The organism is Aquimarina megaterium XH134 (assembly GCF_000520975.1).
In the GTDB taxonomy this organism is placed as follows: Bacteria; Bacteroidota; Bacteroidia; order Flavobacteriales; family Flavobacteriaceae; genus Aquimarina; species Aquimarina megaterium.
On sequence record NZ_JACB01000026.1, the window covers coordinates 162,058 to 181,534 of the forward strand.

15 protein-coding genes are annotated in these 19,477 nt (G+C 34.3%); 7 read left to right on the forward strand and 8 right to left on the reverse strand.

Translation table 11 applies throughout. From position 1 onward, the window contains the following. Positions 1-12 precede the first annotated feature (12 nt). Entirely contained in the window at positions 13-921 is a 909-nt protein-coding gene (locus Z053_RS0114335; protein ID WP_035096177.1) for a TolB-like translocation protein, read from the forward strand. 146 nt (positions 922-1,067) lie between these two features. Here Z053_RS0114335 and Z053_RS0114340 read toward each other — a convergent pair whose 3' ends face one another. The 3 genes from Z053_RS0114340 to Z053_RS0114355 form a co-directional block, all read right to left on the reverse strand. Beyond that, positions 1,068-2,183, reverse strand: a complete 1,116-nt coding sequence (locus Z053_RS0114340; protein ID WP_025665702.1) for an ABC transporter permease — start codon at positions 2,181-2,183, stop codon at positions 1,068-1,070. Positions 2,184-2,219: 36 nt separating this feature from the next. Continuing rightward, positions 2,220-3,140: an ABC transporter ATP-binding protein gene (locus Z053_RS0114345; protein ID WP_025665703.1), complete on the reverse strand. Its 921-nt coding sequence runs from the start codon at positions 3,138-3,140 to the stop codon at positions 2,220-2,222. A gap of 158 nt (positions 3,141-3,298) precedes the next feature. Continuing rightward, positions 3,299-4,189 carry a LysR family transcriptional regulator gene (locus tag Z053_RS0114355; protein WP_025665704.1) on the reverse strand — a complete coding sequence of 297 codons (891 nt, stop codon included), beginning with the start codon at positions 4,187-4,189 and terminating at the stop codon, positions 3,299-3,301. A 133-nt stretch (positions 4,190-4,322) separates the two neighbouring features. On the opposite strand from Z053_RS0114355, the gene Z053_RS0114360 reads away from it, so the two are divergent. Together Z053_RS0114360 and Z053_RS0114365 are read left to right on the forward strand one after the other, a co-directional pair. Next, entirely contained in the window at positions 4,323-5,018 is a 696-nt protein-coding gene (locus Z053_RS0114360) for an aspartate/glutamate racemase family protein (protein ID WP_025665705.1), read from the forward strand. Positions 5,019-5,102: 84 nt separating this feature from the next. Beyond that, the gene (locus tag Z053_RS0114365; protein ID WP_025665706.1) at positions 5,103-5,957 is read left to right on the forward strand and encodes a LamG-like jellyroll fold domain-containing protein; all 855 of its coding nucleotides are present in this window, start codon (positions 5,103-5,105) and stop codon (positions 5,955-5,957) included. A gap of 166 nt (positions 5,958-6,123) precedes the next feature. Here the strand turns inward: Z053_RS0114365 and Z053_RS0114370 are convergent, their stop codons facing one another. The 5 genes from Z053_RS0114370 to Z053_RS0114390 form a co-directional block, all read right to left on the reverse strand. Beyond that, positions 6,124-8,370, reverse strand: coding sequence for an amino acid permease (locus tag Z053_RS0114370; protein ID WP_025665707.1), 2,247 nt, complete (start codon positions 8,368-8,370; stop codon positions 6,124-6,126). Positions 8,371-8,652: 282 nt separating this feature from the next. Next, positions 8,653-9,348, reverse strand: coding sequence for a LytR/AlgR family response regulator transcription factor (locus tag Z053_RS0114375; RefSeq protein WP_025665708.1), 696 nt, complete (start codon positions 9,346-9,348; stop codon positions 8,653-8,655). A 3-nt stretch (positions 9,349-9,351) separates the two neighbouring features. Continuing rightward, positions 9,352-10,350, reverse strand: a complete 999-nt coding sequence (locus tag Z053_RS30190; RefSeq protein WP_025665709.1) for a sensor histidine kinase — start codon at positions 10,348-10,350, stop codon at positions 9,352-9,354. Positions 10,351-10,715: 365 nt separating this feature from the next. Further along, on the reverse strand, positions 10,716-11,411 hold the full coding sequence (locus tag Z053_RS0114385) for a LytR/AlgR family response regulator transcription factor (protein WP_025665710.1): 696 nt from the start codon (positions 11,409-11,411) through the stop codon (positions 10,716-10,718). 4 nt (positions 11,412-11,415) lie between these two features. Next, positions 11,416-13,047 (reverse strand): histidine kinase, encoded by a 1,632-nt coding sequence (locus Z053_RS0114390; RefSeq protein WP_025665711.1) that lies wholly within the window; start codon positions 13,045-13,047, stop codon positions 11,416-11,418. Between the two features lie 324 nt (positions 13,048-13,371). Here Z053_RS0114390 and Z053_RS0114395 point away from each other — a divergent pair, with 324 nt between their 5' ends. From Z053_RS0114395 to Z053_RS0114410, 4 genes are all read left to right on the forward strand, one after another. Next, entirely contained in the window at positions 13,372-14,250 is an 879-nt protein-coding gene (locus tag Z053_RS0114395) for a TolB family protein (protein ID WP_160170099.1), read from the forward strand. A 23-nt stretch (positions 14,251-14,273) separates the two neighbouring features. Continuing rightward, positions 14,274-16,094, forward strand: a complete 1,821-nt coding sequence (locus tag Z053_RS30195; protein WP_025665713.1) for a serine hydrolase — start codon at positions 14,274-14,276, stop codon at positions 16,092-16,094. Positions 16,095-16,469: 375 nt separating this feature from the next. Continuing rightward, positions 16,470-18,140: a serine hydrolase domain-containing protein gene (locus Z053_RS0114405; RefSeq protein ID WP_241459833.1), complete on the forward strand. Its 1,671-nt coding sequence runs from the start codon at positions 16,470-16,472 to the stop codon at positions 18,138-18,140. Then, positions 18,137-19,390 (forward strand): serine hydrolase domain-containing protein, encoded by a 1,254-nt coding sequence (locus Z053_RS0114410; protein ID WP_206539215.1) that lies wholly within the window; start codon positions 18,137-18,139, stop codon positions 19,388-19,390. Before Z053_RS0114405 ends, Z053_RS0114410 begins: the two co-directional genes overlap by 4 nt. Positions 19,391-19,477 lie beyond the last annotated feature (87 nt).

Here is a 19,477-nt window from a genome sequence, read left to right on the forward strand (position 1 = left end):
AAAGTTCGAACAATGAAAAAAGCATATTGTATTTTGATGCTACTGGCAATGATGCCATTTTTAAATGCCTGCCAAACTAAAAAGGAACGTACAACAGAAAGTAATGATACTGACGTCACTATAGAAAACCCTTATCTGGGACAAAAAACACCTGGTTTAATACCTGAACGTTTTGCTCCGGGAATGATTGTGACTGGTGGTTGGGAATACGGAGGTGCTTTTACACCAGACCAGAAAGAGTTCTATTTTATTAGAGAAGTTGGGGAAGCTGATGAAGATAAAAAAATGGAATTTATTGTTTTTCAATATAAAAACAATAAATGGCATGAGTCAGTGATATCACCCAGAGTAGGGCAACCTTTTATCTCACCCGATGGTAAGATTATGCATTTGGGGAGACGATATAAGGAACGAACCGGGGCAGGTGAGTGGTCAGAAATAAAAAAACTAGACTCCTCATTCCAAAAAATAGAGATCATGCGCCTTACTACTTCATCAAAAGGGATGTATGTTTTTGATGAAGTTGGCATGCCAGATGGAGACGGTGTGATTCGGTATTCGCGATTAATAAATGGGAAACATGAAGAACCTAAAGCATTTGGTAAAGAGATTAATACCGGAAAAATGAATGCGCACCCTTTTATAGCTCCGGACGAATCTTATTTGATCTGGGATGGTGAAAGAGATAGTGGATATGGAGATTCGGATATCTACATCAGTTTTAAGCAAAAAGATGGTTCCTGGGGTGAGGCTATTAACCTGGGAGATAAAATAAACACCGATGCCTGGGAAGCGGCTGCGAGTGTGACACCAGATGGTAAGTACCTTTTCTTCAATCGGAATATGGGGTCAGACAAATACGAAAATGTAGATGTATTCTGGGTAGATGCCCAGATTATTGAAACATTTAGACCTAAATAATAATTCACCACATCATCTCGCTCGATAATCATAAAGACTCTTAATCTTCATGATTATATGCCGTTAAGTAGAAGAATCATTATAATTGCGGGATGATGCGACTGGACAATATTCTGAAGTAATTTTTAAAACTACTTCAGAATAATTTACTCTATGGCAATAATATTCTTCTTAAACAATATTGTAGAAACCAAAGTCATTCCCAAACCAATAGCTAATAGAATTCCCATTTTAGGAAGAATGGCTATCAAAGGTAATTGTCTCCATAAAATATCAAAGAAACCTTCAATTCCCCAGTAATTCACACTAATTACTGCAATGTTTTGCATGAAGGCTGGCATCATACTAATCGGAATCATACTTCCTCCAATTGCTGACATCAGAATGATAATAATGGTACTCATTCCTTGTAATTGTTGACGTGTTTTTACCGTAGATACTAAGAAAACTCCAAAACTAGAAACTGCAAACGAGATACATAAAATCAATACGATTAATGAGAGTATATCCATAAAAATGGGTAACCCAAATGCCAACCAGGCAAAGACAAACATGGTGGTTAATTGTAAAATAGAAACCACCATGGCCGTTCCCATTTTTGCTAATAAAATGTCTAATGGTTTTACAGGAGCAATTAGCAAACGTTTTAAAGTACCTGCATCTTTTTCATCTAACAATCCACCGCCAATAGCAGCGATACTAAACAACAACATCATAATTGCTGTTCCTCCTACAGCTTGTACCAAACCAGGGTGTGCTTTGGTAGAACTCTCTTTGATTAGCGAAGTTGTTTTTAGTTTTATAGTATTAATCACATCTACTTTTCCTAAATGATATTTGAATCCTTCTTTTAAAACGGTATGTACAATTCGCATCTGTAAATCTCTTGCAGCGTCGTATTTTAGTTCGATAGGCAAGTTTGTATCAGCTTTGACAGCATCCGAAAAACCTTTTTCAAAAATTAAAGCGGCCACATTTTTTCCCTTTCTAACAAGGTCTAAGGCTTTCTCTTCTTCAGAAGCGATCAAACGAATAGTCGGCATGCTATTCAATTTTGTAATCAATTCTTGAGAAGTTGTTGTAGCATCTTTATCTACGACCAAAACCCCTAAAGGTTTTGGAGCACTTTTCTTTTTTGCAACACCACCAAATGCAAATGCAAATAATGTAATCATAATTATAGGCAATAGAAAGGTAATCAGAACTCCTTTTTTGTCTGAGAAATATAATCTTAAGTCTTTTTTTAAAATAGTAATAAACATGATGGTTGATTTTGTAATTGATGGATATGAAGATGATTAATCTCTTAATTGTTTTCCTGTGAGGCTTAAAAAGATCGCTTCCAAGTTTACTTTGTTCAATTGTATGTCTTTGATAGGTAATTGCAATTCATTACACGCTGTAATTACTTTAGAAAGATCTTTCACTGTACACTCTACCAATAACTTGTTTTTGTTTTGTGTCAATGTATGGGAAAGTAATTTTTTGAGTTGATTTACATTGCTTTCGGAAAGGAAATCAAATTCGAGCTGAATACTTTCTTTTGTCTGTACCAATTCTTTCAACTCAGATTGTGTTCCTTGTGCAATGATTTTCCCTGAATCTATAATTGCAATACGATCACACAAACGCTCTACTTCTTCCATATAATGGGTGGTATAGACAATGGTCATTCCTTGTTCGTTCAGAGTTTCGATGACTTCAAAAATATGGTTTCTACTTTGCGGATCTATTCCCACAGTTGGCTCATCCATAAACAATACTTTTGGATGATGTAGCAATGCCGCAGCAATATTGATTCTGCGTTTCATTCCCCCCGAATAGGTTTTGATCAAATCTTTCTTCCGATCTAATAATCCGATCAATTTGAGAGTGGTATGGATTCTTTCTTTCAATATTTTGGAAGGAATTCCATATAAATTTCCCCAGAACAATAGGTTTTTATAGGCAGAAAGGTCTTCGTATAAGGATATTTCCTGCGGTACAACACCAATTAGATGCTTACATGCTGAAGCATTTTTATTACTATTTTTGCCATCGATATAAATAGTTCCTGCATCGCTTTTTAAAATAGTACTCATCATATTGAGTGTGGTAGATTTTCCAGCTCCATTGGGACCTAAGAACCCGAAGATTTCTCCTTTTTTAATGGTAAAACTAATATCGTCTACTGCCTGTATGTTTTGAAATGATTTGGAAAGGTTTTGTACTTGAATCATAGATGGTTTTGCTTATTGATTGATCAAATATCGTAAGGACATTACTATCTATAAAAACGATGTTACCGAATTGTATTTTTTTATGGATGAATTGTGGGTTGGGTGGAAACTAGGGAGTTTTATCTTGATTGGTTTAGGGAAAATATATGTGAAATAGATTATACGTCTAAAAAATCTTCTTCAAAATTAGAGATAAAATCGTGTATATATTTTTTATTCCGATGTTTCATTTTTACAACTAAGTAATGTTTTCGTTTTAAACCATTTTTTCCAATGCGTTTAAACATCAACTCTTTCGATAATTTAAAAGGAGTCAATTGCCATTTTGGAGCGCACATGATTCCCATATTAGCATGTATCATTGATAATGTAATTTCTGTAAACGGAATTGCAGAAACCTTAATAGGATGTATTCCATTTGGTTTTAGAAATTGCTCATAGACAGCTACACCTTCTAGCGGAAAAGAGTTGATTAACAAGTGTATGTCTGAAAAATCACTTGCTTCTAAATAATCTAAACTATTAAGATGATTTTCTTTATGTACAACAGCAAAAATCTCATCTTCAAACACTTTTATACTTTCCAATTCTTCAGAAGCAGGTTTCGATGTTACAATGGCAATATCTATATCATCAGATAATAGTTGTGATATGGTTTGATGTGTTGCTCCAAGAGTTATATCTATATCAATTTCTGGATATAGAATCCCCATTTTTTGTATAAACCTGGGAATAGTATGAAAAAATGATTGGCATTCTGCACTTAACTTAATAGAACCTTTTGAGCCTTCTTTTATATGCTGAATATTACTAAGGCTTTCGTCTATTGCACTAAAAAGTTTATTAGCCAATTTATATAGTTCTGAACCTTCTTGAGTTAACTCCCATTTATTTCTTGTTCTCTCAAAGACTTTAAAACCTAATCGTTCTTCTAACTCACGTAACTGATGACTTAAAGCCGACTGTGTTAAAAAAAGTCGTTCAGTAGAATTAGCAATACTGCCTTCTTCAGCAATTGTTTTTATTAATCTGAAATATTTGAGTTCCATAAATTGTAAAGATAAGTTACTTATGTATAGGTTGTAGTTGAAATTATTTCAGTTATAATTTTATTTATCTCAATTTCAAAACTGTTTACCCCTAACTATTCATCATAGCTTTGTTGAAGCTAATAATAAAAATATGAAAACAATAGGGTTAATAGGAGGAATGAGTTGGGAATCATCAAAACTGTATTATGAGTTTTTGAATACCAAAGCAAAAGATATATTGGGAGGTTCTCATTCTGCAAAATGTATTATGGTTTCAGTAGATTTTGCAGACATAGAACGATTAACTTTTAAAGGCGATTGGGATGCTATAGGAGAACTCATGAAAAAAGCAGCACAGCAGTTAGAAAAGGCAGGAGCAGATATTATTCTACTTGGTACAAACACTATACATTTAGTAAGTCATTATATTTCTGAAAATGTAAGTATTCCGTTTATACATATTGCTACAACTACTGGCGAATCTATCAGAAAATTAGGTTTAAAAAAAGTAGCATTATTAGGGACAAAATTTACTATGGAAAAAGATTTCTACACCAAAACATTGATTAATGATTTTGGGCTTGAAATTTTAATTCCTGATACAAGTGATAGACAAGTTGTCCATGATATAATTTATAACGAATTGGTTAATGGGCAATTTACAAACGCTTCAAAACAAAAAATTATTGGGATTATAAAAGAACTACAAAAACAAGGTGCACAAGGTGTTATTTTAGGTTGTACAGAATTACCTATTCTGATTTCAGAATTAGATATAGCTATTCCAATATTCGATACAGGAAAAATTCATGCTCATAAAGCTATTGAATGGAGTATACATAATTAATGTGTAAAGATGATCTGAATAATTTTAATACATCCAAAAACAATATGGTTGATACTATAAATATTAACTTTTAATCAAAAAATCATGAAAACAACAATGCTTTTATCTATATCTAGAGTATTCCTTTTGCTAATTACTACTATTTCTTTTTCACAAAACAAACAATTAAAAGATCATATACTTTTTTACAGTTCTTTTGACGGAAAATTATCTGCAGATATATCTGTTGGCGATGCAATGATGTATACAGCCGAAAACTATAAAAAAATTGCTAGTGCCCAACCTGGCTTACATAGCACTAATGTCGTTTTAGCTAAAAACAAAGGCCTTACGGGTGATGCGCTTCACTTTAAAAAAGCAAACACTTCTGCTATTTTTTATAAAGCTTATAAAAATGTTGGATACAGTAGTAAATCATGGAGTGGTACTGTATCATTTTGGTTACAATTAGATCCTAACAAAGATTTGGCGCCAGGCTATTGCGACCCAATATGTATTACAGATGTTAGATACAATGATGCCGCCTTATGGGTAGATTTCACAGATCATGATCCAAGAAAATTTAGATTAGGAGCTTTGGGAGATTTAGAAGTTTGGAATCCAGAAAATAAAAATGATGATGCTAAGTGGGAAAAACGAACTGTTACCGTAAAGAAACCTCCTTTTGAGAAAGGAAAATGGACACACATTGCTATTACTTTTGAAAAAGTAAATACAACAAAATCTATATTCAGATTATACCTGGACGGTCAATTTAAAGGTGTTATAAAAGATGTTAACGATCCATTTACGTGGGAAGCAGAAAAAGGAAAAATTATGCTAGGTTTAGGGTATATAGGCTTTATGGATGAGCTTGCCGTTTTTGATAAACCATTGGATCCTAAAGAAGTGAAATCTGTTTTCGAAATAAAAAATGGCATAAAAACTTTATTTAAATAATAGTATAGGCAATAGCAGAGATTACTTCTATTTTTAAAAAATAATTATAAACCAAAAAATGAGTAGTATTAAAAATGAACAAATTACAAGCTACAAGCAAATCAAATATGCTTCAACTTATTTCTAAATAAAACACAATACCATTTATACACAAAACACTAAATGTCTAACTTTTTGATGTTGTTGGGCCGAAAATGATGGGGGTTTCACTTTCCATGCCATTATTTTGTACTAGTACTGCCCGATTCAATTTCGATAAAATCTTGTCGATAAATATAACGCGTTCTTCAATTTGGTTGGTTTCTCGTGCCAAGCCCAAAAAAACAAGATCTACATACTTGCTCTTTGCAAGTAATATATCCAAGGCATTTTCTTTTGGTTGGGCTAAAATAACAATAACCTTCGCATCAATTCGAGCTTCTCTAATTGATAATCCAATATGATTTTCTAAAATTTGCTTCTCATCTTCAGAATGAGTAACCGAGAAAATACGAATTGTGGACTTTTTCCATTTATTATTGAGTTGGATCAAATAAGCGAGTAGAACCATTAGATCACCATTATTCTCTTGTCCACGCCACCATATATCGATTCTTTTCCTGATCTTCTTCGGAAAAGGTTTGTCAATATGAACGATTAAGATATTTTTACCGGATCGAGCCAACTCACTGATAATCTCTAATTCCTTTATCTTACCACTTTCTGTAGAAGACCATCCAAAAACTACAGTATTGGTTTTGATACCTGCAATCCCGTGTCCCGCTGCTATCTGATTCATACCATATTTAAGGTCTGTTACCACATGTACTTCTGTAAGTGCCTGCAGACCTACCAAAGCCAAGTCTTTCTGCATTTCGTGGGCGATTTCGTTTCGTAAAGGAAGTTCATCCTTATTTTCAGAGGTAATCAGTTTGGAGATCGTAAGAAGTCCGCTGTTTTGTCCAAGCATTTCGGTGAACCTGACTAATTCGATATGTTCCTTTAAATCCCGGATGAACAATATAATTATAGGCCTCCAATTTCGTGGATGAATTTTTTTTGCATTCAACCTAAGCAGGGCATATCGTCCCAGGTGCATCCAAATTCCTGTTGAAGCATCACCCCACTGTTGTTCGAGTTTTTTACTCATGAGGTATATGAAAATGAGGAGTTCAATTCCCAGAGCAAATGCAAACGCAAATGGATTGATTAGCCACATCACTATCATAGCAGCAATGGCACCCAATATAGAAATATACCATGGTATATTAATGGTAGGCCTGTAAGAGGGTTCTTTGATCAACTGCTCGATGGCAGCACTAATATTTACTGCAACGTATAAGGTAAGAAACAGAACCGAAACATATTGAGCGATAGTATTAAGCCCTCCTAAAAAGACAGCGCTCACGGCAATGGCTCCGCTAATCCAAGTAGCAATAGTAGGTTGTCCGGATCTGGAAAGCCTAGCCAGGAATTTTGGAACTAAACCATCCATAGACAAAGCTTGTAGAATCCTTGGTCCACCTAATATGCTTCCGAAGGCAGACGACAAAACCGCGCCCCAAACTGCTGGATATACAATCCATGGTCCAAAAACCGCCAGGCGTGTCCATATCGTAACGCCAGCTTCAGGGTCGGTCATTTGTTCTATTGTTAATGCTCCTGTTATGGCTAATAAAAGTGGGATGATAAGATAAATAACAGCTCCCGAAATAACAGCTCCCATAGTTCCTTTTGGAATTGATTTCTGCGGATCCTTTAGATCTCCACTCATACCAATCCCAGCAGTAAAACCTGTAACCGCAGGGAAAAAAACGGCAAATACGTACCAAAACCCTTCTGGAGCTGTTCGATAGGTTGCTTCTATAATGGGAGATTGTAAGTCTTTACTTAATACACCAATCATCAAGGCCAGAATTGAGACTCCTACTATAATCATAATAGGAATTTGGGAATGTAATACAAGCTTCGCACTCTTTCCAGAGAGTACTGTAATAATTACAATAAAACCAATAGTTATCAATTGCAATGTATATGAGGGAAGTACCACCCCAGTGATGGGCCACAATGCCAGGATAGCTTCTGAAAGACCGTAGCAATAAAAAGTAACACTTAGTGTCCTGCATAAATAAAGGGGTATTCCAATTGCTCCTCCTGGTTCTAACCCCAAACTTCGTGAGATCATGAAATACTCTCCACCCACACCCATTTTAATATTGGTCGCAATAGCCGATGCACTCAATCCTGTAATAAAAGTGATCGAACTAGCTATTAAAACAACGATTACGGTTTTAATCAAACCCAAGTTGCCTAAAACCCAACCAAAACGCAGGTACATAATCAACCCCAATATCGTAAGAATACTAGGCATGTAGACCCCCAGAAAAGTACCAAATTTATGGACAGACTGAGATGATTTCGGTTTTCCAGTCATTAGATCTTAGTTATGTTAAATATTACCAGTCGAACGCTACAATTGTATTAAAGATAGAAGAAAAACAGCAGAGTTGCAGCTTTAAAAGAGCTAAAATTGTAGTCAGAGTATAGCTGCAAGATAATACGGTTGGAATGAAGATAATTTTAAGGTTCTAAACCTGGCTTTGACATAATATCTGATATTACATCAAATACACGGTATTTATATATTTGCGTTATGCTGAGTGAAGTCGAAGCATAGGAGGGAAGTAGAATGCGTGTAAAATGGAAATAAACTATGTTACAATTTTGATAAAACTTTCAATTTTTTAAAAACAATAACCTTATAGGTAGCGCTCACAGGAACTTTATTCTTTTCAATTAACAAATATGTTCTGGTTGCCTTTGTAACTCTATCTAGATTAGAAATATATGATTTATGTGTGCGTTCGAAATTTTCAGATAATAATGTAGTGATATTAGTCAATGTTTCAGAGATCAGGTACATTCTTGAATCTGTAAAGATTTTTAAATAATTTCCAAAACTTTGAATGTACAGAATTGATTTAAATGAAATATTAACAGGCATTCCATCATGTTTTATTTGAAGCTCTTCACTTCCACTATTTTTTTTAGGCTGTATTATTTTTGAAGCTGAAACTTTGTTTATTGCTTTCAAAAAGCGTTCAATTTTTACAGGTTTCAATAAGTAATCAACAACACCATAATTATAACTTTCTAATGCATACTCAGAATAAGCCGTAGTTAAAATAACTTTAGGTGGGTTTATCATAGAACGCAAAATTTCTATGCCATTAAGTTCTGGCATTTCTATATCAAGAAAAATGAGATCAACTTCATTTTGCTGAGTGAAATTGACAAATTCAAGTGGATTTCCCGTACTTAATACTAATTCAAAGTTGTCAATTTTAGAACAATAATCTTCTAACACTTTACGTGCTAGTATTTCATCATCTACGATGCCAATTTTAATCATTAACTATTTTTTTAATATTGAAGCTCTTAAATCAATAGATAAATTTACACGATATAGTTTTTCCATATCATCAATTTCTAATACGTGAGAATTAGGATATAATAGATTTAAACGTCTTCTCACATTTTCAAGGCCCAGTCCTTCTCTTTTGGGCACAGCAACCATGGGAGGCTTTGAATTATCTACACAAAAATGAAGGGTGTTATCTTTTATAGTGGCAGAAACATCAATTGTGCTCTGTTTATTAGTGCTTTGGGCACCATGTTTCACAGCATTTTCAACAAATGGGATGAGTAGCATTGGAGAAATCCTTAACTCTAACAAATCTCCGCCAATTAAAAACTCAATAGTACAACGTTTACTCAGTCTTTTTTCTTCGAGTAACAAATAATTTTCTATAAACTCAAGCTCTTCTCTTAATAAAACGGTATCTTTTTTAGAACTTTCTAATTGATACCTCATCAATTCTGAGAGCTGCATTACAAGATCAGGGGTTTCTGGTGATTGCTGTCTTGAAAGTGCATAAATACTATTTAATGAGTTAAATAAAAAATGAGGATTTACCTGCTCTTTTAAATAGTTAAGCTCCATCTCTTTTTGTAATTTATCTTTCTCTTCATTTTCTTTTTGGATGATCATATTTCTTCTTAAGAAAAAAGCAGCCATACCTGCTCCTGTTGTATAAAGAAGAAAGAAGAATATTTTAGAAGTACCAGACCAAGTATTTGTTCTTAAGTGAGAAAAAATAAATATACTCCCAATGAGTAGTATTCCATATGCAAAATACCTTTTCTTATCTAATAAAAAAGGGATAAGAACAAAATGATTTACCCAAATGAAACCCATAATCATAACAGTATAATTAAGTCCATGTGCATGAAAAGAATAACTAGTATCAAAATCATCTCTAAAAAACAAATTACTCAATGTTTCAAGTATAAAAACCAACAAGAAAGCTCCTATATTAATGAGTATGGTGTGTTTCAAAGACTTTTTAATCATAAACTCTTTTATTTAAAAAAATAAAGATACTATCTACATCTACAAATCTCCATAATTTCTTTACAAAAGCCTTATATCAATGATGAAATGGCTTTATCATCTAATTATTGTGTTTATCCTATTTAAAATATTAACCATGGATTATACTATATTTTTATTCAACATTTGATTTATGTTAAGCCAAAACCCGATTAGTAATCAATCATTCAGTAAAAAAGATATAGATATGAAAAACAGTATCTAGGTTCTCTTCATTAGTATTCTTTTTCAATCATGTACACAAGAATCAAATACTGATACTACAATTGATTTAATTAAAAAAGTAGAAACTGGTCTCACAACTCGGGTATACATCAATACGGTGTTTAAAGCCACTTCGCTTTTATGTCTTTGTACTTTGTTCTTCCAATAGGGATAAGTTCTCCATTTTTTAGCTCGGCCATATATTTGCTACCAGATTTTACGACAATTTCCTTTACTTCAGACATCTTCATTAAGTATGATTTATGAATACGTTCAAAAGTAGGTGATAACAGTTGTTCTAGCTTTTCGAGCGATTTATCATGTAGTTCTTTTTTTCCATCTGCTAGAAAGAGTTCGGTATAAACACCAGCTCCTTTTATGTAAAGCAAATCTTCAATGGGTATGAGCTGTATCCTGTGTCTTCCTTTTACAGCTAAATACTTGATTTTATTTTCTGGTTTTTCTTTCGTGATAGTCCGATTGAAAGCTTGCTCCAAACGATCTTTGTTAAAAGGTTTAGGTACAAAATCTAAAACCCCATATTCAAAAGCAGTAATTGCCTGATCTTTGTAGGCAGAAATAACTATTGTATGAAAGGATTGGGAAACTACTGTAGTAAGCAGGTCAAAACCATTCTCACCATTAAGATTCAGATCCAGGAGAACGAGATCCAATGAATGAGTTTCAATATACGCCAATGCCTTATGGAGTTTGTTAATATGGGTTAGTGATTGTAAGGTGTCGCCAAAAATATCACGTGTCATTCGTTCAATTCTTTTGGCTATTCTTGATTCATCTTCAACAATTAAAATGTTCATATTCTCAGGAATAAATTTTTAGGGTGTTTTTCCAACCATGATTTGTTGGTTCAGAGGTGAAATCCCATTTCGAATGATAACTCTCTGTAAGTCGAGCCTTTATGTATTTCAGTCCTGTACCTTCTTCTCTATTATTTGTTGCCCGCTCCTCAAGAGCAGCAAACGTCAAAAATGTATAACACTTATAATGGCTATTCGATTCAAAAATAAGCTTAAATTTAATACTATTATCTTCTAGAGGCAAACTGTGTGTAATTCCATTTTCCAGTAGGGTGTGAAGAATGGCAGGAGGTATTTTTTGCTCAGGGTCTATGCCTTCATCTTGCCAGGAATAATTTATTTCTTTCCGATACTCCATGATCTCAAGATGTGTACGGCAAAGGGCTATTTCTTGCGAAATAGGTATCAATGTTTGATTTTCTATCTGGTTAAAAAGATCAAATTCTTTTGCTAATGCTTCTATAAACAAAACTCCTTTCTTAGGTGCTTCTTCTACCCAATCTATCAATGAGGTCAGGGTGTTCATTAAAAAATGAGGTTGAATATTCTTTTTAAGTAATTCTAGACGCAGGCGTGTGGATTGAATTAAAGAATTTTCATAAGCCAGGCGTTGTTCTTTGATTCTGAGAGAAAGTAAATAAAACATACCCAGAAGGATAAGACAAAAACCTGCGAATAGGCTTTTATTAAAAGGAGTGACAAAACCTATAGGCACGGATAATAGGAGGGTCAACAGTACGAGACGAGCACCTTTCATCTTTTTATAAACCCCAAACACCACAATCCCAAATGAAAAAACCCACATGCTCAAAGCCATGTTGTTGGTAGTCAATTCGATGATGTGTTTTGATAGGAAAAAGAAGAATAGAACACCCGTATAAATGGTCAATAGTAATTTTCGTTTGGGGAAAGGAAACTGCATTGAAAAATAGAACGGAATCAAAAAAGAGATTCCGAACATTAGAAAACTTATGATCTGAAGACGTATAACATGGAGACTGTAATGGATGGGTACATATACTTTACTGAATTCCGTCAAAATCAGGATAAAAAAGAGAAAACAACTAATACTGAAAATTAGTGTGGTATATTCCTTTTTGTCACTTAGAAACAGAAATAGAAAATAGAAAGAGGCGATAAGAAAAGCTCCAGCAAAAAGGTGCATATAGGAAGATTCGATGAGTCGATCGATTAGTAGATCATCGTAATAGTCTATCTCTAGCACCTTTATTACTGTATGATTTGGAAAATAATAAAGACTTGATCGTAGCGCCAATAGATGTTCTCCCTTTTCTGTTAGATGGGTAGGAATGCTAAAATTTGCCCACATTTTACCTTCAGGACCAAGTATTGCTTCTTGTCCAGGATTACCATTTTTCCCAATCAATACTCCATCCCAAAAAACCTCATACTCTCCATAGACATGTAACTGAAGACCATATGGGTGTAATGATTCCGAGGTATTTAAAATACCAATTTTAGTTCTGGACCAGAAAACCTTACCATCCGGCACTAATCTTATGCGTTTTCTCCAGTCCTGATCATTTAAGTTCTTCGAAGCCCATTCTTGTTGATCTCCAACCCGAAATACAGTCTCGTATTTCTTGTAAATAGAACTTTGAGAGCAAGAGGTCACAAGTAGTAATACGAAAAGAAAACAAGGCAAAAATCTCAAGTTCATTTTGAAGTGGTTTTACAGATGTAAGCTAATCATTATCAGATGATTTCTTTGAGTAGTTCATTAATACATAGAGCAGTTGGCAAATTTTGCATTGAATTCATGTGAGAAAAATACAACTTTTGTATGATAAAAAACCATGAAAAATACATTGACACTGACAAAAGGGACTATTCCAAATCACTTTGTACACTAATTAGTTGCAAAAAAATGATTTAACCTGAAGAGACGCTCTAAATATACCAAAAGGAAGAAAATATGAAAACCAAAAAATTGAAACAAGTGAAAGTCCTACTCATATTAACTTTACTGTCTGTCAATGTCTATTGCCAGAATAGTGACAAATCTAAATCAACATACTATACAATTGCTTATTCATCAAAAGAATCGGGTAATGTAGAAATTTATCAAAGAAATACTGAAGGTAAATCAAATATTAAAAGTACAAATGAGAAAGGTGGTTACTTAGCTTGGTCTCCTGATGGAAAACACTTCGCTTTTTATTACAAATATGATGACAAAAAAACATGGTCTATTCATACCATGAATAGTGATGGTACGAATAGGAAACGATTAACTCACGAAAAAAACAAATGGGATAATTCACCTGCATGGTCACCTGATGGAAGAAAAATTGTTTTTTCAAGAGAATATAAAGATTCGGAAAAAAATTGGCAGCAAGAAATTTGGATTATGAATTCAGATGGTAGCGAACTGTCTCAAATAAAATCACTAAAAGGTGGTGGTCCTCATTTTACACCAGATGGTAGAATAGTCTTTCACTCAGAATTCAAAGATAAAAAAAGTGAGATAAGCATAGCAGATATTGATGGTAACAACATCGTCCAGTTGACAAGTAATGAAGCTGAAGAGTGGCATCCAGAGGTTTCGCCAGATGGTAAGCAAATCGCTTTTATGTCTGATAGAGATGGAAATTATGAAATTTATGTGATGAATATTGATGGGTCTAATCAAAAACGATTAACAAATAATGATGTTGGTGATTGGTATCCATCATGGTCCCCTGATGGCTCTCAACTGATATTTTCATCACTCAGGGATGGAGAAAAAAGCATTTATATTATGAACAAAGATGGTTCTTCAGTAAGAAAAATTATAAGTAATGCTTCAAGCCCCGCATGGTTAAAAGTCATTCAATAAATAGCTATTAAGATTTTATAAATATGAAAAACCGTATCTCAGTTCTCTTCATCCTAATTCTTTTTCTATCGTGTGCAGAAGAATCAAATACTGATACTACAATTGATTTAATTAAAAAGGTGGAAACAGGTCTCACAACTCGGGTACATATAGCCGGTGATTCAACATGGTCTATAGAAGAACGAATGAAACACTATGGCGTTCCGGGTGTTAGTATTGCTGTAATACATAATGGCAAAGTTGCCTGGGCAAAAGGATACGGGGTAATGGATACCAAAAGTAAAGTTCCAGTGACCGATAAAACACTTTTCCAAGTATCAACAATTGGTATGTCTTTAACTGCGTATGGTGCATTACGTCTTGTAGACCAAAATAAAGTAACTTTAAGTGAAGACATTAACAGTTATTTAAAATCCTGGAAATTACCTGATAGTGAATTTACCAAAGAAGAGAAAGTCACTATAAAAAACCTTTTGAGTCATTCTGCCGGAATAAACGTGCACGATTTTCAAGGATATAGTACAGATGTACCTATACCCACTCTTAAAGAGATATTAAATGGAACTCCTCCAGCCAATTCGAATCCAATCATCGTAGATAAAACACTTAATGAAAATCTTTGGATTTCAGCTGGGGGCTATACGATTATTCAACAAATGATGATGGATGTTGAAGGTAAAAAATTCCCAGAGCTAATGAATGAATTAGTGCTCCAACCTTTAGAAATGAACAACAGTATGTTTAATCAATCTCTTAGCGCAGAGCAATTAAAAATAGCAGCAACAGGTTATTTACGAGATGGTTCTATGGTAAAAGGTAAAAGACATATCTATCCAGAATTGGCTTCAAACGGATTATGGGCAACTGCAGAGGATCTTGCGAAATTTGTAGTCAATATACAGCAAACCCTAAAAGATAATAATCGTAACAAAGGATTATCAAAAGATATGACAGAATTAATGCTTACACCATCTTCAAAAAATCGTTATGGACAATATGGACTAGGCTTTTCAATTTATAATAAGAAAGATGAAGTCTACTTTGAACACCATGGATGGAGTACAGGGTTTTATAGTAGAATGACAGCTCATAGAGACAATGGGTATGGTGTAGTTGTGTTAACTAATACCCCTCTTCCGGCTTTTGTTTTTGAAGTGTTTCGTTCTGTTGCTCTTGCTTATGAATGGGATAATTATTTCCCGGTACATAAAAAAATGGAAATTGAACAATCTTTAGTTGATAAAATTACTGGTAGATATCTGGCCAATGGCAGGATTGTAGAAGTTTTTCAAAAGGACAATCAATTGCTCTATAAAAATATACTTGACGTAAAAGCAGAAGAACTCATCAAAGTTTCGGATAGTAGTTTTGTTAGAAGAAATTCTAGTTGGCTTATGCAATTCAAACCAAATTCTGAAAATGAAACGCTTAATTTACTTTATCTTAATAACAACGATGGAACAATAGCTTCAACCTTTGTTAAGATGGATACGGATAAAAAAGAACCCGTAGAATTCCTTCTTGAAGGTGCCTTTGACAAAGCACTTAATGCATATATGACCTTAAAAGAACAAGCCCCAACTTATCCTACAGTTACTGAAGACTATTTAAATGATCTAGGCTATAGTTTTTTCCGTGAGGATAGAATGAAATTATCACAAGATGTTTTCAAAGTGAATATGATGCTCTATCCAGATAGTTATAAAGTATACGAAAGTTATGCAGAAGCTTGTGTGAAAATGGGAGAAATTGATCTGGCAATTAAAAATTACGCTAAATCACTTGAGTTAAACCCTGAAAATAACCGTACCAAGCAGACGCTTAACGAATTACAAAAAAAGTGAATGAAACCAAATTTTATATAATACATATACTATCTACACCTACAAATCTCCATAATTTCTGTACAAAAGCGGTATATCAATGACGAAATGGTTTTATCATTTAATTGTTGTGTTTATCCAATTTAAGGTGTTAAACATGGATTATACTATATTTTTATTCAACATTTAATTAAAGCCTTTTAATAATCAATCATTCAATAAAAAAATCATTATATGAAAAATATTATCTCAGTTCTTTTAACCATAATTCTTTTTCAATCATGTGCAGAAGAATCAAATACCGATACCACAATTGATGTAATTAAAAAGGTAGAAACAGGTCTCACAACTCGGGTACACGTAGAGGGTGATTCAACATGGTCTATAGAAGAACGAATGAAACACTATGGCATTCCAGGTGCGAGTATTGCAGTCATACATAATGGTGAAATTGCATGGACAAAAGGCTACGGTGTCGTGGATAAAGAAAGTCAAATCCCAGTAACGACACAAACACTTTTCCAGGCAGCGGCAACTAGTATGCCAGTAACAGCCTATGGTGCATTACGTCTTGTAGAAGAAAATAAATTAGACTTAGATGAAGATGTTAACAGTTATTTAAAATCCTGGAAAGTACCAGAAAATGAATTTACCAAAGACAAGAAAGTTACTATAAAAAACCTTTTGAATCACTCTGCCGGAATACATCCTCGTGGAACAGGGTCATATAATATTGATGAAAAAATTCCAACACTTACAGAGACATTAAATGGATCTTCTCCAGCTACTAACGAACCAATTACCGTCAATAAAGAGCCTAGTGAAAGTGTCCGTTTTGCATACGCTAGCTATGTGCCTATTCAACAAATGATGTTGGATGTAGAGGGGAAAACATTCCCAGAGATTATGAATGAACTCGTGTTGCAGCCCTTAGAAATGAACAACAGTACATTTAACTTATCACTTACTACGGAGCAATTAACTAAGGTAGCAACAGGTTATTTAAAAGATGGTTCTAAGGTAAAAGGAGGAAGAAAGATTGATCCTGTATTGGCTTCAACTGGATTATGGACAACTGCCGAGGACTATGCAAAATTTATAGCCAATGTACAGCAAACCCTAAACGGTAAGAGTACTAAAGGATTATCAAAAGACCTGACAGCATTAATGGGCACACCATATGGGGTGAGTAATAATTCTGGTTGGTCATTTACACTAGGCTTAGGTTTTCAGCTTTTTAATAGAAATGATGAAATCTACTTAAGGCATCACGGATGGAATACAGGATTCTATGCTGAAATAATGGCTCATAGAGACAAAGGTTATGGTGTGGTTGTGATGACCAATTCTACGTTTCCGGAGTTTAATGCCGAAGTTATTCGCGCTGTTGCTATGGCTTATGAATGGGATAAGTTTGTTCCAATACATAAAAAAATAGAAGTTGAACAATCTTTAGTCAACAAAATTAATGGTAGATATATGTCCAATGGTAGGATTGTCGAAGTTTTTCAAAAGGATAATCAACTGTTCTATAAAAATATACTTGACGTGCAAGCAGAAGAACTAGTTAAAATCTCGGATAGTAGTTTTGTTAGAAGAAATTCTAGTCGACTTATCCAATTCAAGCCAGATTCTGAAAACGAAACGCTCAATTTACTTTATGTTAATAGAAACGATGGAACAATAGCTTCAACTTTTGTTAAGATGGATACTGATAAAAAAGAACCTATAGAATTCCTTCTTGAAGGTGACTTTGACAAAGCACTTAATGCATATAAGGCCTTAAAAGAACATGACTCAACTTATCTTACTGTTACTGAAGACTATTTAAATGATCTAGGCTATGATTTTTTCCATGAGGATAGAATGACATTAGCACAAGATGTTTTCAAAGTGAATATGATGCTCTATCCCGATAGTCATAAAGTATACGATAGTTATGCTGAAGCCTGTGTGAAAATTGGAGAAATTGATCTGGCAATTTTAAATTACACGAAATCACTTGAATTAAATCCTCAAAATAATGGTACAAGACATAAGCTTAAGGAATTGCAAAAAAGTGAATGAAACTATTAAAAAGGAAGGAAAAAATGAAAACTAATAATTTGAAACAAGTAAAAGCTATAAAAAACAAAACAGGATTACTGCTTTTAATTCTTCTTATACTAACACATAGTAGCTTTGCTCAACAAAGTGATAGTCAAGCACCAGAAGCTACAGCTGCAGAAACCACGCTCTCATTCAGGGATATTCCTGATCTCAAAAAAGCATTTATCGATGCAGCTCCAGCTGATAGAAGAGACGGTATCCTCGTGGGCGAATTAGGTATCGATGGTGGCAATAAAGCAATGGTTCTTAAGTTGGCGCAGGAGATAGCTGACAACAAATATGGTAACTTCGACAGTTTTCTTATTGCCTATAAAGGTAAACTCCTCTTTGAATCCTATTATTCACGTGGTCGTATCAATCTACCACACCCACAAGCATCAGCGACTAAAGCCTACACCAGTTTGGCACTCGGTCGTGCTATCCAGTTGGGATATCTGTCCATGGCCGATTTAGACAAACCATTGGTTGGCTTTCTAAAAGACCTGGACCCAACAAAGTTTGTTGAGGGGGCAGAAAAAATCACGCTGCATATGGCATTGACTATGCGTTCCGGTATCCGCATCAGTAAAGAACAGAGAGAAGAATTAGAGAAAACCCCCGCTCTGTTAAAAGGCCAGGGGCAAGTTCAGGCTTACCTCGAGCATAGTGCGCCTATTACTGCAGAGTCTCAGAGTTTTAAATATCAATTCGATCCAATATTGGTGATGCAAGTCATTGACGCCGTTGTTCCTGGCTCGGCCAAAGATTTTATCAAAAATGAACTTCTCGATAAAATGGGCATAACGAATTATGACTGGGAGACTGATGTTAGCGGCCTGCCAAGCTCAGGAAGTCGCTCGAGCATGACATCGCGCGATATGGTCAAATGGGGCACTCTGGTCATCAACAAAGGTAAATGGAATGGTGAACAGTTGGTTCCAGAAACTTTTATTGCAAGATCTACCAGTAAAATTGTCAATCAAAGTGATGAGTATGATGACACTGCTAATGGTGTTTCAGGCACAGCTTATGGTTATTTTTGGTGGCAGGCCGATTTTTCAGCAGGCGATAAAAGCTACCTCAGTAAATCAGCTAGGGGCGGCAGCGGACAAAATATCTATGTAATCGAAGCACTTGATCTTGTTGTTGTGACCACTACTCATCGTCCTGTTGATAGCTCAGTATCACTGACATCGGTAAGAGTTCTGCCAGCTTTTATTAAAAAATAGCAAATATGATAAAAATCTAAACAATGAGAAATTACAACTCTATACTTTTAATGTTTGTATTTACTCTATTTTTAAATGCTTGTAATA

Coding starts and splice junctions, on each gene's coding strand:
- Z053_RS0114410 (WP_206539215.1), top strand. CDS start 18,137: ATGAAACTATTAAAAAGGAAGGAAAAAATGAAAACTAATAATTTGAAA.
- Z053_RS0114365 (WP_025665706.1), top strand. CDS start 5,103: ATGAAAACAACAATGCTTTTATCTATATCTAGAGTATTCCTTTTGCTA.
- Z053_RS0114405 (WP_241459833.1), top strand. CDS start 16,470: ATGAAACACTATGGCATTCCAGGTGCGAGTATTGCAGTCATACATAAT.
- Z053_RS0114375 (WP_025665708.1), bottom strand. CDS start 9,348: ATGATTAAAATTGGCATCGTAGATGATGAAATACTAGCACGTAAAGTG.
- Z053_RS0114335 (WP_035096177.1), top strand. CDS start 13: ATGAAAAAAGCATATTGTATTTTGATGCTACTGGCAATGATGCCATTT.
- Z053_RS30195 (WP_025665713.1), top strand. CDS start 14,274: ATGAAAAACCGTATCTCAGTTCTCTTCATCCTAATTCTTTTTCTATCG.
- Z053_RS0114385 (WP_025665710.1), bottom strand. CDS start 11,411: ATGAACATTTTAATTGTTGAAGATGAATCAAGAATAGCCAAAAGAATT.
- Z053_RS0114345 (WP_025665703.1), bottom strand. CDS start 3,140: ATGATTCAAGTACAAAACCTTTCCAAATCATTTCAAAACATACAGGCA.
- Z053_RS30190 (WP_025665709.1), bottom strand. CDS start 10,350: ATGATTAAAAAGTCTTTGAAACACACCATACTCATTAATATAGGAGCT.
- Z053_RS0114370 (WP_025665707.1), bottom strand. CDS start 8,370: ATGACTGGAAAACCGAAATCATCTCAGTCTGTCCATAAATTTGGTACT.
- Z053_RS0114340 (WP_025665702.1), bottom strand. CDS start 2,183: ATGTTTATTACTATTTTAAAAAAAGACTTAAGATTATATTTCTCAGAC.
- Z053_RS0114355 (WP_025665704.1), bottom strand. CDS start 4,189: ATGGAACTCAAATATTTCAGATTAATAAAAACAATTGCTGAAGAAGGC.
- Z053_RS0114360 (WP_025665705.1), top strand. CDS start 4,323: ATGAAAACAATAGGGTTAATAGGAGGAATGAGTTGGGAATCATCAAAA.